General features: G+C 32.5%; 11 protein-coding genes and 1 pseudogene. 2 read left to right on the top strand and 10 right to left on the bottom strand.

The annotated features are described in order from the left end of the window. Positions 1–21: 21 nt before the first annotated feature. The 8 genes and pseudogenes from sph to LEP1GSC059_RS15345 all read right to left on the bottom strand — a co-directional run. Positions 22–1,332 (bottom strand): annotated as a pseudogene (gene sph, locus LEP1GSC059_RS15380) (sphingomyelin phosphodiesterase); the annotation flags it as partial. 655 nt (positions 1,333–1,987) lie between these two features. Next, positions 1,988–2,437, bottom strand: a complete 450-nt coding sequence (locus LEP1GSC059_RS15375) for a hypothetical protein (RefSeq protein ID WP_002180421.1) — start codon at positions 2,435–2,437, stop codon at positions 1,988–1,990. Positions 2,438–2,779: 342 nt separating this feature from the next. Next, positions 2,780–3,166 carry a phage holin family protein gene (locus tag LEP1GSC059_RS15370; protein ID WP_002154237.1) on the bottom strand — a complete coding sequence of 129 codons (387 nt, stop codon included), beginning with the start codon at positions 3,164–3,166 and terminating at the stop codon, positions 2,780–2,782. Positions 3,167–3,172: 6 nt separating this feature from the next. Continuing rightward, entirely contained in the window at positions 3,173–3,361 is a 189-nt protein-coding gene (locus LEP1GSC059_RS15365) for a hypothetical protein (protein WP_020981038.1), read from the bottom strand. A gap of 452 nt (positions 3,362–3,813) precedes the next feature. Beyond that, a complete protein-coding gene (locus LEP1GSC059_RS15360) occupies positions 3,814–4,503 on the bottom strand; it encodes a class I SAM-dependent methyltransferase (RefSeq protein WP_002180368.1) in 690 nt (229 codons plus the stop codon). A gap of 333 nt (positions 4,504–4,836) precedes the next feature. After that, the gene (locus tag LEP1GSC059_RS15355; protein WP_020981015.1) at positions 4,837–5,799 is read right to left on the bottom strand and encodes a hypothetical protein; all 963 of its coding nucleotides are present in this window, start codon (positions 5,797–5,799) and stop codon (positions 4,837–4,839) included. Positions 5,800–6,694: 895 nt separating this feature from the next. Beyond that, entirely contained in the window at positions 6,695–8,638 is a 1,944-nt protein-coding gene (gene mnmC1 / locus LEP1GSC059_RS15350) for an FAD-dependent 5-carboxymethylaminomethyl-2-thiouridine(34) oxidoreductase MnmC1 (RefSeq protein ID WP_017214058.1), read from the bottom strand. Next, positions 8,638–9,657 carry an LIC10647 family lipoprotein gene (locus LEP1GSC059_RS15345; protein ID WP_017214057.1) on the bottom strand — a complete coding sequence of 340 codons (1,020 nt, stop codon included), beginning with the start codon at positions 9,655–9,657 and terminating at the stop codon, positions 8,638–8,640. Before LEP1GSC059_RS15345 ends, mnmC1 begins: the two co-directional genes overlap by 1 nt. Positions 9,658–9,835: 178 nt before the next feature. Between LEP1GSC059_RS15345 and dusA the strand changes: the two genes are divergently transcribed. Next, the gene (gene dusA, locus LEP1GSC059_RS15340; RefSeq protein ID WP_017214056.1) at positions 9,836–10,879 is read left to right on the top strand and encodes a tRNA dihydrouridine(20/20a) synthase DusA; all 1,044 of its coding nucleotides are present in this window, start codon (positions 9,836–9,838) and stop codon (positions 10,877–10,879) included. A 5-nt stretch (positions 10,880–10,884) separates the two neighbouring features. On the opposite strand, the gene LEP1GSC059_RS15335 is transcribed toward dusA, so the two are convergent. Together LEP1GSC059_RS15335 and LEP1GSC059_RS15330 are read right to left on the bottom strand one after the other, a co-directional pair. Beyond that, the gene (locus tag LEP1GSC059_RS15335) at positions 10,885–11,745 is read right to left on the bottom strand and encodes a hypothetical protein (protein WP_002180398.1); all 861 of its coding nucleotides are present in this window, start codon (positions 11,743–11,745) and stop codon (positions 10,885–10,887) included. Further along, entirely contained in the window at positions 11,714–12,235 is a 522-nt protein-coding gene (locus LEP1GSC059_RS15330; RefSeq protein ID WP_004448422.1) for an ImmA/IrrE family metallo-endopeptidase, read from the bottom strand. Before LEP1GSC059_RS15330 ends, LEP1GSC059_RS15335 begins: the two co-directional genes overlap by 32 nt. Before the next feature lie 781 nt (positions 12,236–13,016). On the opposite strand from LEP1GSC059_RS15330, the gene srpA reads away from it, so the two are divergent. Next, a complete protein-coding gene (gene srpA / locus LEP1GSC059_RS15325; RefSeq protein WP_017214055.1) occupies positions 13,017–14,327 on the top strand; it encodes a sigma factor sigX-regulated lipoprotein SrpA in 1,311 nt (436 codons plus the stop codon). Positions 14,328–14,582: the final 255 nt, after the last annotated feature.

The raw sequence follows: 14,582 nt of genomic DNA, 5'->3' as shown, positions 1-14,582 counted from the left end.
ATATATTATGCAAATGTCAGTAAGACAATTAGTATTGGATTTTGGATCATCCTCCTGTAATAGATTGAACTTTGTAAATTCAGTTTCATCCGATGTGTTTACTTGTAACCATCCATTTGCTTGTTTAGGATCAGCTTGGATTTTTTTTCCAGTTGCCACTGATTCAAAAGATACTTGGTCGTAATTTCTTCTATGTGCAGATTGAGTTGGAGTATTAGAATCCGCATAAGTAAAACCATAAACAGGATAGTGATTAGAAAACTCATACCCCGTGTATCCGGCAACGTTCCAAGTAGTCGACGTAATTGGGTCATACGCCAAATTTTGCCAGACTTTAGGCTTAGAATGAGTTTTTACAACAAATATGTATTCCAAATATCTGGATACTTGACCAGTGCTGTTGGTGTAAGAAGCAATTGCGTTTTTTTTAGGATCCCATGTATAAGAAACTCCTGCGTAATGGGGTTCATCTACACTAAGAATCATTAACATATCTTGATATTCTAAATTATCTTTGTCTACGTTAAGACTCCCAGTCAGAAATATAGGTTCATCTTTTGGAATTTGTTTCAAATCAATAAATTTTTTAATCTCAGTGAATTGATGTTTTCTTGCATTTTGTCCCAAATCCGAACAAAAATTATTTTGAACATCAGTTCCAATAATATGATACTTATGACCGCCTTTATTAATTTTTACGTAAGCAAATCCTTTGTTATAATAATAATCGTTTCCACATCCGTGATTTTCAAAGATGTATTGTATCTTTTCTTCAATAGGCCATTTGCTTAAAACGACTACTCCTCCATTATAATCGTTATCAAGCGGAAAAGCTCTAAAATCACCTAAAGTTTGATTCCAACCGTATTTAGTTCTTCCAATTACATCGGTTAAATTTGGATATTGAGAACGAAGTCCATCTAAAAGTACATTTTTCGACTTTGTATCAAAAACACCTTCCAAAACAATTACATCCTGATCTTTAACATATTTTGAATTTGCGAGCAACTGCGCTCTTTTCTCTTGACCCCAATTTCCAGAATTAAAAAGTCCTTTATGATACATAAAAAGATTGTAACTTAGAACTTTTATATCCACCCCCTGAGATAATTGAGCTTCAGTCCCAAGTCTTTCTGCACTTATATTTGTAAATTGAATATTTTGATTCTTAGGAAGAAACAAAATATTCATTAGTAAATCTGCATGTAGACTTTGTTTATCTGGCAAACAATTCAAAAAAAATACAAAGAGGTAATAAAAACACATTAGATATTTCAATTTTTTGCATGTATTTTGCACTTCATTAGTTTTTTTTCGGAAAACATTTCGCATAATTGAATCCTCGTTAATAATTAATTTACCAGATTCTGAGACACAGTATCAAAAATAACAGCATTTTTACTAAAAATTTTTAAAATAGAAACAATCATATTACCCAAGTAATTATTTGGGCGCATAATATTCATTCAAATGGAATATATTATTACTATTTTATATTATAAAATTCTGTTTTAATACAAAACATTGATATTTGATTATATAATTTTGAGCAATAACTTGTCTAAATATCTAAAAACTACGAATTTTTGATAAAAAACACCGAAATGACCGCAAACTTCAGATGTGAAGTAATCTGTGGGAACTGCAATATTTTAATGTGAGTTCGGCCTAAGAGAAAGAATTTTATAGAAGTATGAACTGCTACAATTTTAAAGTTTGCCTGTAAAATTGTAATATACAATAGTTTTTACAGTTCAAAGTTTTACTGTAAAATCATGTTTGTGATAGTTCCCACATTTTTATAAGACTTAAAAACCTCACTTCCTAAATGCTAATCCACCTACTAAGTTTCCCAATTAGCGCCTCGCTCTATGGTCACTTGACGAATACTCTTGGAATCCCTATCAAATCAATTTTTAATTCGATAAAAACCGTAAAACAACAATTTTGTGTAAAAGTTTTTAAGTTTTAAATTTTACTTAGCTGTTCACTCGTTGATATTATCAAGATAAAATAATTTCCAACCGGTTTTAGTATATGTAAATCCGTAAATGACAGGTTCTTCGTCCGGTGCTCCATTTCTCATTTTACAACTAATGATATATTCTTTACTATTTTCCGGATCTATAACCGGTTGTTTTTCTTTTTGAAAACATTCCTTTGTATCAGCTTGATGAAAAAAAATTTCATCATAACGTTTTAAAAACTCTTTCTTATTCTTAATTTGAGTATATCCATACGGCATTTTGATCGGAAATCGGGACAAGCTTGCTAACTTCTCTCGATCGTTTTTGAGAAATGCATCTTTAAATTCCTTCCAGAAAGTAGAAATAGGAGTCTCACTTTGAGATTTTACGTTTTTAGGACTTATAAAAAAAACACCTAACAAGATAAAAATGAAGAACCATTCATTTTTTGTTTTTTTATTTTGATTCATATACCTACCTGTAAATAGATAGATAATCATTTTTATTATCAACGTCAAGATTTTTGTGTTTCAATTCTATTTAACTACGCGTCTGCATAATATGATGAACTTGTTCAAAAGTTAAAATGAGATTTTCATTCAAAAAAAAATACATTTTGAAAATAAAAGGTGATAACTTCTACATCTTCTTAAAATCGATTGTTCATTTTCATACATCCAAATGATACGCGAAACGAGTATTTTATATTTTCTTAATATATAGTTTGAAAGATGATGATTCAATTTCAATCGAAGATTGTTGCAACTTCCAATTCTTAAAGAAATAAAAAATAATTATAACAAATTTGATTTTTAAGAGTTCAACTTTTCTTTTTTTCTTTCTTTGGATTCCGTTTTTCCCACGTAATTGGCCAGTACCAAAAGGATTCCTCCTAAAAACGCTGACCAAAATCCAGGCACGGATAAGGTTTCTGGAAACCAATCTCCGATGATTAGGATCACCCAAGCATTGATAATCAATCCGATCAGACCCAAACTTAGATAATAAAAAACGATTCCAATTCCAAGAGTCATAACGATTAGTATAAACCTTAAAATCGCATTAAGTATTACAAAGGCAACTACTACAATGAGAGAATTAATCCAGCCACCAACAACGTGAAAATCAGGATGAATGAGCGGAAATACAAACTCCACTACAAGTGACATTAAAATCAGAGAAAATAAAAAATGAATCATAAAAGTTTAAACGTATAAATCTATATTGTTACCAATCGAAGAAGGTGGAGATCCTGGAGAAACCACAGAAACGTCCGGGCTTTTTGTTTGATTGTCCTGAGTAGCCACAATCTCTCTCGGAGAAGAACCGGTTGCCGCCGGCGCTATTGAATCCGAAAAAAGAATCTGCCTAGATCCCACTGCCATATATGACATCGTATTTACTCCTTCTAAGGATATTATAGAAAAGTTCTAGAAGTCTTTAAAGGAAAATTAGAAAATCTTCACAAAAAATTTACTCGTTCATTTGTATTCATAATTTTGGTTCCCCAGAAAAACAGAAAATCATAGCCCAGAGATCCAAAGAAAACATTCAATTCGTTCTTTACACTACCTCCATAATCAAGAAACAAACTTCCATTTTATTCCACTTAGAGCTATACAAAAGAATACCTAATATTTTGCTCTGTAATTGACAAAACATTTTCTAAGTTTTTTAATTCAGTAAAACTCTCTTTATGAATTTCGTTATAGGCGCAACATAATAATCGCCTTTGACTTGGTCCCCAAATTTACAAATATTTTAATAAATTAAAATATTATAATATACACTTAATAAATTAAGTATCAATAAAATTGAAACCTTTTAGAGTTTTTGAAAAATATCGTTATAATTTTTGCCCAAAAACACCAGTCACAATTCCACCATACCAACTAAACAGATTTACTTTGGAAAACACGGAACGAAAGGATGGTTCGTCAGAGAAGATATTACCAAAAGTAGAGATTGAATTTGCTAAATATTTATTTTTCACAAACGGATAAGAAAATAATTTTCCAATCAGAGGAAGAAAATATACAAAATATAATTTCCAGAAAATATAAACAAAACCAACAGGTTCAGATAATTCTACAAAGACAAAAGTGCCGGAAGGTTTTAAAATCCTATACACTTCCAAAATTAAAAGATTTCTTTGTTCAGGTAAAAGAGTTTTTAATCCGAAAGTACAACAAACCGCGTCACAATAATTAGAAGGAACGGAAGAAGCCAAAACATTTTCCGTAAAATAAAGTATATTCTCTTCTCCAAAACGATTTCTTGCACACCCGATCATACGAATAGAAACGTCTACACCTATGATTTTTTTACAATGGAAATACTTTCTTAAAATTCCAATGTTTTGCCCATTACCACACATCAAATCACAAACAATATTATCCTTCAAAGGATTCAAAATGATAAGAGAACGTTTTCTAGCCCGATTCGCAAAACCCAACGTAAGTAATTCTATTAAACTATAACTTTCTGAAAAAAGGTCAAAAAATCTTTTTTGATTTTTAATTTTATTTAAGAGCATTCTATTTTATTTATATACTCAATTTATAATACGATTATATTTTTCAATTTATATCTTAATTGTTTTACTTCTCGAACGTATAAAGATAATTACTGACTTTTATAAAATTGAGTATTTAAATTTTATCATAAGACACTTTTTTAAAGCAAAATATAAACACTCTATTATAGTTTTGAGTAAAAGCTAAATTAACGATCGATTGTATAAAAATGTAGAAGTTCATACAAATTATATTTAATTCGAAATTATTATTGTTTTCTGAGTGAGATCACATTTTAACTTTTTGAACAAACTCGTTTTTATAAGTTCAAGTCATAAGATTTGGAAACAAACTCATCTTTGTTCAATTTTATTTTTAATCTTGTTCAGAACATGAAGATGAATTTCGTCTATCAGATAATCTTCCCATAGTTTCCAATAAAATTTAGGGCCGAGACTATTCACGTATTCTGTTGTAGCAACTATTTTAGTTTTGTTTTCGGAAACCTCTACCAGATGAAATTCTCCGAGTACCGCCCAAATTTTACCTCGAATATGTTTCGGTTCTACTTCTCCGTACAAAGACGTTTCTTTCATAGTAACTTGTGGTTCAGGAAATGAAAATGAAAACCTTTCCAAATTTTCAAAAGAATCCACGTTAGCCGATATTGTTCCATTTGTGTATTTACATAATAAAAAAAGTTTTCCATTTTGTTTTACAATTCTCATAAAAACCGGATAAGAAACTCCGTTACGAAGGAAAAAATTTTCCGCCTCTCCAAATTCAAACGGAGAAACAATCTGGTTCCAGACTTCTTTTTTAGAAGTATTGATTTCGATTGAAGTTTGAACTTTTTGTTTTTCGAAGTTTTTATTATTCCGATCATAAATATACGCGGACACGTTAAAAAATAGTACTATTAAAATTACTAAATACTTGGACAAATTTTTCATGTAGATATAAGAACCGACCAAGGCTCCGATAAAAATTAAAAGGAAAGCAATAGGAAACGCCATTAAAATACAGATCAAACCCTCCTTTCCGAAAACTAGAAATGTGAAAATGGAAAAACCAGCAGATAAAATCGTAGCAATCCCTATATATAAAAATTTCCTTTTAGGAGTTTTTGTGAAAATAAAAAGTAAATGAAACCACATCAACAACCCTATCGAAAACGGAAATGCAATAAAAAGAGCCATTCCATATTCTCCTTTCAAAGCCCAAAAAGGAGCTGTAAACAAAAACACAAGAAATAGAATTCCAAATATATAAAAGGTAACGATTCCTTTTGTTTTAGAAATTTGGTCCGACTCCATAAAGTTCTCCTAAATCCAAATTTTTAGAAAAATACGCTTTTTACCGATCTTTTTTGAAAAACTCGGATGCAATCCATTTCTAAATTATACTTTTTTTAAAAGTATAATTCAATTTCTCTTTTAAAGATTTTTGAATTTGAAATTTTATTTATATTTTGTCTATACTTTTTTGAACGTGTTCAAAAATAATTTAAATCGACCACAAGCTATTTCAAAAATATCTTATAATCAACATTTTAAGTAAAAATAAAGTATGGCCTTTATTTAACATACGTTCTGCGTAAAAAAATGAGAAAGAATTTTCTAAAAGTATGAGCTCCTACAATTTTAGAATTTGTTTGTGCTGCGGTAGTTCCCACAGATTTTATCTCTTAAAACAAGATAGAGATCTTCGAATCGTTTTTTCGTTATTATAAAAATGTGGTAGTTCCTACATTAGAGATTTGTTCGTAAAATCGTGATTTGTGATAGTTCCCACATCATTTTACAGAAAAACTTAAGTTTTGTGTGAGTTCCCACGTTTGAATGTGGCAGATTCAATTGTTATAAACTTTTATCTTTAAATTGCAGTAGTTCCCACATTTTAAGAATCAATCCGTAAAGTTCAGATTCCGAGTTTTTGCAGAAAAATGAATTATGATCGAACTCACTTTATTAGAGTTGAAAAATTAATTCTCCATCAGTTTTCGTTTTATGGAAACGATTGATTGAGACAGTTTTGTTGATCTGAACTATGGAATTTTTCAACAACTATAGGGAAGCTCTATAAAATCCGAAAACAGTGTTCTCAATATCAATTTTATTCATAAAATCGCCGTTTGTCGAAGACATCAAATTAAAAATTCATTTATGCTTCCTAAATAAAAATCTAATATTCTTTTTTCACAAACCAAATTTATTTACGAATCTTTCGATAAAGAAATCTTGCGGGATGTAAAGATTCTAAAATGGAAGATTCAACAGAAACCGGCTCGCCCAATATCAAAGAGGCAAGAATCTCAGAACCTAAAAAAGAACTTAAAATTCCTCTTGAACCTAAACCTCCAAATACATATAACCCTTGAATCGTTTTTAAATTCGGGAAAGTTTTATTCTTATTTTTAGGCAAATCGATTTCTTTATAAATTTTTTTAAATTCTCTTGGATCGAAGATCGGACCTAAAATCGGGAGACGGTCCGGAGTTTGAGCCCGCAACCCCACTTTTTCAGTAAGCACACAACTTGAATCAAAATCTAAACTTGGATATTTCTTTTGAACAAATTCTAAAAGTCGGTCCGTATCTTCTTTTCGGGGAAATGGATTTAAATCAAATTCGTCAAAAGTAGAACCTAAAGTATGTTCTCCCAAAATAGAAGGAGTCAAATAATGTTCTGCACATAAAATGTTCGAGATACAGAATGATTTTTCCGTTTCTTTTAAAGATATAAGTTGTCCTCTAACTTTTTGAATTAGAAACGGCTCTTCTCCTTCAAACAAAGAAGCAACTAATTTTCCAATCGAATGAGAATTACAGAATATAATAGAATCCGCAACTACTTCTCGACCTGATTCTTGAATTAGTAGTTTCCAAGAAGTCCCATTTTGTTCTATATGATGTGCGGTTCCCTTTATAAATTCGATTCCTGGTTGTTCGACACATTTTTTTGCAATAAATTCAGGGCGAGTCCAAAATCCGTTTCGGAAAAAAATTCCTGATTCGTTCTCTAAAAGATTTCCATTCTGAAGCTCGGAAGCAATCGGTTTCCAAAACACAATTTCTTCGGAAAGTTTATGATTTTCTATACCCTTTTGAAATCTTTCCGAATTCATTTCCTCAGTTACACTATGAAATAATCCTGTCTTTCCAAAAAAGTTTTGATCCGCAAATAAAGAAAGAAAAGAAAGAGCATATCTAAAGGCGCGTAACGTGAATAGACTGATAGGTCCTGGAATTTTAGTTAGATGAGGATGAGAAATCGCTATTGGAATTCCTGAAGTTTCCTTTGCAATCCCACAAGGATCGATCAGAAAAACTTGTATTCCTCGTTTTGATAAGGAATAGGCAAGAGTGGAACCCGCAATTCCCGCTCCTACGATCGCTGCAGTTTTAATTTGTAATTCCGGATAAGCTCGTTTACACCAAGGTTTTTCTTTTGAATTTGATTCTAAAAAAGAATCGGAACAACTTCCGATCAACATCTCTCTTTTTCTTCCAAAACCAGGACGTTTTTCCAACTTAAATCCAGCGGAAGATAAAGAATCTCGAACCGTTCTTGCCACCGTAAATGTGGATAACGTTGTTTCTTTCTTAGAAACGTATTTTAAGTTTTCTAAAACAGATTTGTCCCACATCTCAGGATTTTTAGAAGGAGCAAATCCGTCCAAAAAAATGGCATCCACCTTTCCAGATATTTCGCCTAACGCAATAGAGACGTCTCCCAAAAAAAGAGAGAGATGAATTTTTCCTTCTAAAAATTGGAAATAGTTCATTCCAGGAATTAAATCCTGATATGAGAATAGAAACTCCTTTTTAATTTCCGCAAGTTCTGAAAACACGGAGAGAGCTTTGGAAATTTCTTCCCGACTGAGAGGAAATTTTTCAACGGATATAAAATGTAACCTAAACCGATTTTTGAACTCTAAATATTCTTTCCAGGCGGTTAAAAAGTTAAGTCCCGTACCAAAACCCAATTCCAAAATACAAAAAGAATTTTGAATATTCAAATTTTTCCATCTATTGTAAAGATCATTCCCGCCGATAAAAACATGTTTAGTTTCCTCCAACCCGTTTTCCGGAGAAAAATAAATATCATTAAATCGTTCGGATATAGGAGTAAGATTATCTTTCCAAGTAAGCATTAGATTTTCGGTGGTACTACGGGTTCGGTGGATTTTGGAGGGGAAGATTCATTTCCAGGACCACTTTCTTTGCGAAGTAAATCTTCGGAGTTGGAACTGGATAATTGAATTTCTTTTCGGACTCCGATTCGGAAAGTGTTCATGGTCAGATAAAGATCGTGATGACCTTCTCCATTTGTACTGGGTATCGTCTGAGTAATCGGCGTTTTACCAAAATTACCAAAACTGAATAAATCCCTACTATCTCCGCTATCGTTATTCCCAATACTTGATACCTCTAAATATAGATATAAATTATAAAAAATGGTATCTTGTAAAAACCTACCTATATTATATTCATATAATATTTTAAATCCTGCAATTGCCCTTTTCTGGTTCCTTGCCGAGGAAACTCTAAAACCATTTTCCAAAACGTCAAAGTCGTAAATACTGTAACCCAGATTAATTCCAACTCCTAAATTCCAATTTTGAAGTTCCCAAAATCCTAAATAAAGAGTTGTATAGGCTTGATAGTCTATATATAAATATTCCATTTTTCTTGCAAAAGGTTCAGGAAGGGGATACACGCCATATAAGGATTGTTCCGTTAAATCGGAATAAACTCTTCCGTCATCCGGAAAATTAAGAAGGTTTCCTCGAAAAGTTCTAGGAGACGTTAACGTAAAATTATAAGCGAAGTAGTTTAGAAATTTAAAATAACCTTTAAATGGAAAACCCGGTAATCTTCTAGGAATAGATCCGATCGTATAAAACGCTACTGATTTAAAAGAATCATCATTGACCATACGATCGCTTTTATCCGAAATTTTAGAACCTCCATTGGTTCGGACGAAATTTTCAAGAGGATTGTACTTCGTAAAAAAATTCAACTGAGTGTTATCCACTCCTCCAGTAAGAATTACACTTTCGAAAAAGGACTCGAGAGTTTTACAAGAAGTCATACAACAAATCCATATCAATAGGATTACGATCTTTTTCGATACAAACGTTCTCTGTTTTTGATTTTCGAAAAGGTTCATCTTTTACTTATATTCTTTTACAATTCATTTTAGAATTTGTATTTAAACCTGTCTGCTTTTATTGTTTTTAAATTTGTTTTTTATTTCTTTAAAGTTTTTAATTTCCAAGCTTTAATTATAATTGAGAGGGTTCTTGACCGAAGGGTCCGGAATAATATTCTGGTAATCCGATTCTTTTATGTTAGAGAAATACGGTAAAATTCCCAAACGATATCCCATTTCGCTCGCCCCTATGATGGATTGGACCGATCGACATTTTAGATATTTTTTAAGACTAATTTCTAAACATACATTTTTATATACAGAGATGATTCATACTGGAGCCGTACTTCACGGGGATCGTCATCGACTTTTATCTTATAGTCCCGAAGAATTACCTCTTGCAATTCAGTTAGGGGGAGATGACCCGAAGGCGCTTGCAAAATCTTCCAAGATCGGAGAAGACTATGGATATACCGAAATCAATTTGAATGTGGGTTGCCCAAGCGATCGGGTAAGAGAAGGAAATTTTGGTGCCTGTTTGATGAAAACCCCAGAAAAGGTAGCCGAATTGACATCTGCAATGGATATTTCCGTTTCAATTCCAATAACCGTAAAATGTAGAATTGGAATTCCAGGTAAGGAAACTTTTGAAGACCTATGTAGGTTTATAGAATGTGTTCGTCAAACAGGCGTTAGACGATTTATCGTTCATGCTAGAATTGCGATTTTAGGTGGACTTACCCCCGCGCAGAATCGCCAAGTTCCCCCTTTACGTTATGCGGATGTTGAATCCTTAAAGAAGGAATTTCCAGATCTTTTGATAGAGATCAACGGAGGAATCCGAACTCTTACTTCGATTCGGGAAAAACTCGAAAAAAACGACGGAGTGATGATCGGAAGAGCCGCATACGAAACTCCTTATCTTTTTTCGGAAGTAGATTCCTTATTTTTCGGTGAAAGTCTACCTCCTTTAAGTAGGAGAGAAATTTTACTTAAAATGAAAGATTATATAGAAGAAGTAATCTTAAAAGAGAAAAACGGAAAACCACATCACGCACTTAGGCATATGTTGGGTCTGTTTTACGGAGAAAAAGGAGCCCGCAGTTTTAGAAGAATTCTTACGGAAGGAATGTATTCGGGTTATTCGAAAGATCTTTTATTCAAAGCCATTCAAGAAATTTCTAATGATTCTTTGGATCATATTTCATCTAACACGTGTTTGTATAAATTCGGTTCGTAAAACGGCTACTCTCCAAAGTTATCTTCAGAATAGTATAAAATTTGTTCAACTTTTTTGAATTCTTCCTCATACCAATCGGGGCTTTCGTTAAATGAAGGATCGTTTTCTAAAAAAGGAGGCATGAACGGCTTTCCAGATTCCTTCAGAAAAGATAAACAATATTCGTTCAACTCGTTGTTTTTTGTCGAATTTATATGTTTATTTAGAAGTTGATTTAACGATGTTTCTTTTGATTTTTCGTTCTTAATCCATATGATCGGATAAGGTTTATTTCCCATAACTCCTTTGAGTAGTTGCGGTTCTTCAATATAGAATTTAAATAAAGTATTGGTCACTTTAGTCAATAAAATCAATACCTCGACGGAAATGATAAATTTTAATTCGGTAGCAAATTTACTAATTCTAAAACCTATATCGATTTGGGGACCTATGTAATCTTTAGTTTCACTTTCGTCATTATCTGGAATTATGATTGCGTTGATAACTGGAAAGCCTGCAATCCAAGCACAACCTTTTAGTGATAAGTTTTTATCTTTTATATTATGAGAATAATCAAAAACCGCATCAGAGAATGCTTTTACAAGATATTGCACTTCTTGGTGTTGTTTAATTTCACATTCAAAAATTAATTCGTCTCCAAGAGATTTCCATAATTTTGGTGAGAGTAATTGTAAATTTTGAAACAAAGAAGAATGGGCTTCAATTTTACTTAAGAACGTAATCCTAAAATCTTTGTAAAAGATGGTAAAAAAACGCAACCAATGATTTTGAGATTGAGCTTTATTTTTGTATTCAGTAGAACCAACAATATCCACCGATAAAAATAAAATAACCTTACGACGTAAAGATGGAATTATAACGGACATCTGCCGCCTTCCGTGAGACTAAAAAATGGGCTGCTACGTAATCCATATTATGATGCGAAAACTTTTCGACCACTCTCTTAAATTCTTTTTCCGGCATTAAGAATGCAGCAGCAAACCAGTTTGCTTCCCATTCGCAAAGATTCGAACCGCTTCTTGCAGCAACGATTTTCTTTTCTCCTTCTGCAGAATGAAGAAAATAGTGACCTAATTCATGGGCTAAAGAGAAACGATTTCGTAATGGACCTGTGAAGTTAGAAATATAAATCTCGAAATTATTTTTTCCGGATACTCGAATAGAAGCGTCTTGAGTGTTATACCATTCTTCGAGAGACACGTAATGGATTTTCCCACCTAAACCTTGGATTACAGGTTCGAGATCCGCACCTACACAGTAATTGAGTTCTTGCGCAATCGATTCAGCTTTTGTAAAAATGGTCGGTTTCGAAAGATGACATGCTGACGCCTGAGAAAAAGTAGGTTCGCTTATCATATATTAAGTATTATTTGAAGAATTAAAAAAACAAGAAAAAAACTTTCTACAAATAATAGGAATATGACATAATTTGTATTGTCTTTTTTAACATTTAGATAGTTTTCAAAACCGTTATTTTGCTGTGAAAATGTGGGAACTACCGCGGTTTGTTATAACCAAATAACTTTCAAAAAACGTAATGAATCTCAATGTGACAAAAATCTGTGGGAACTACCGCATATCCGAGATTTTACAGTGAAACTCTGAAAATGCGGGAACTCATACAGAACAAGAAAAAAGACGTTCAAAATCTATAAATTCTCCAAAGAGACTTAACTTGTAAGAACTATCGCAATTTCTTAATAATAATTTTTTTGATTCAAAACCCTTTTTAAAATTGCACTGCGAAATCTTAGTTTTGTAGAAGTTCCCACAAAGTTAAGTCATCTTAAACATTCATTTCTCGAGATGGGAGTTCCCACATTTTCCAATTTTAAAATAAAATTCATTTAAGAATTTGTCCCAAAACCTCAAAATGTGGGAACTATTACAAAATTTAACAAGATTAGAACTACTCGAAAGTTCGCAAATTGGCACTGCGACCCAATTTATAGGAACTACTACATTTTATTAAAAATTTCTAAAGAATGATCGCATAAAATTCTTTGAGATTTTGGGACAAATTCAAAATTCATTTAAACATCTTTTAAAAAAAGCCCAATTTTTTTCGGTAAGTCTGTCTCACTCGTATTGAACCCTTTCTATATTTCTTTCGTGATTTCATTGGAGGTTCAATACGATGAAACAAAATAAATTACAAAGAGGAATGTTGAAGATTGCAATTTTCGCAACTATGGCATTGCTCCTAATTACAAACTGTAAAAAAGATAAGGACGATGATAAAAACTTATTGATGATGTTGGCAGTCTTAAGCAGTCCAAACGGAACCGCTGAATTTAAATTTTCAAATACAGCCAACTTGCTCGCAGCAAGAAGTAAGGATTCCTCGCGTTTTTTGACTCTTCCAAATTCCATCGGACAAAAACCCACATTTTTAACGGATTTAGCGGGAGAGAATCCACAAAATTATGGAGACGGAGCCACAGATGGTTTTAACGATAAATTCTTAACTCCAAAAGCAGTTGGGATCCAGGTTTGTCAAATTGTAGCTTACAAATCTGTGGAAAAGGGAGGTCCTGCAAAAGGAACTGAAACATTAAAGAATTCTAATTTTACTTCCTTCAACGCCACTGCAGGTATAGCTGGTCTGTTAGCAGGCGATTCAGGTCCTTGCGGTGCATTCGTATCAGTAGGGCTTACAGATATGGAAGGTGCAGATACCCGCATGTTCGGAATTCAACAAATTCCTGAGAATGAAAAAAATGATTATGATCGAATAGGAGTTGTTGTTAGAGCATTCACTTATTACTTCGAAAGTGCAGATATTCCAGAAAATTCATATCGATATGTCGACTTGATACTTAACAATGCAGATGTAGAAGGAAAAACTCCACCCGCAGGCTCTCCCGCAGCTTCCGGTATTTTATGGGGATTGGCCGAAAGAGGTGATGTAGTAACACCGATATTTGCGAAAGAGTGTTATCCTTCTTATTTAAACTCTGCAAGTTTTATATTTTGGGATCTTGTACCTTACCAGGAAAAAAGCATTCCACGTCCAGGATGCAATTATCTCGAAGGTTTTATAGACTCAAACAGTGGTTCTTTTATTAACGGGCTCGGCTCTAGAGAACATTTCAAAAGACCAAACGATTTTCTAAATCCTCCCGACAGCGTAGGAATCGAAACTTCTGATAAAACTAAAAAACTAAAATTCAAATTACCTACTCCTGCAAACTCCTTGGGAAAACGCGATCCTTATATCCTTGTTTTAGATCTAGATACAAACAAGGAGACACAAGGAAATCTATTATTTAACGTTTCCGCAGACAATACTCTATTCTGGGATTCCAACAATGGAGATAACGTATTTTCTCCACAATTGAATGCTGCAGATAGACCAAACGCAACTAGTGGGGAAGATAATTTGACAAACACTACAAGAAGAAATATGATCTTTCATTTACCGACTATCATTAGCTCGCTAAAATGAATTAGAATCTATTTAATCTTATATAGATGATCAAAAAATACGAGAAAGAATTCAAACGATTCTTTCTCGTATCAATTTTATAAGGGAGTTTATATGCAAATGACTTTGTATTTACAATTCAATTTGAAAAAGATTTTTATGAAGTTTATAGTTTGATCGTTTATATCTTGAAAATTTTCTATTCGAGGAAATGAGTTCAATTTCAATAGACCAAACCGAATCAAAATTTTTAAGGACAACTTCCTGAATATGTTT

It is taken from the genome of Leptospira noguchii serovar Panama str. CZ214, assembly GCF_000306255.2.
Taxonomy (GTDB): domain Bacteria; phylum Spirochaetota; class Leptospiria; order Leptospirales; family Leptospiraceae; genus Leptospira; species Leptospira noguchii.
The sequence above is the reverse complement of the archived record's forward strand: the minus strand, read 5'-3'. Positions and strand labels throughout refer to the sequence as shown.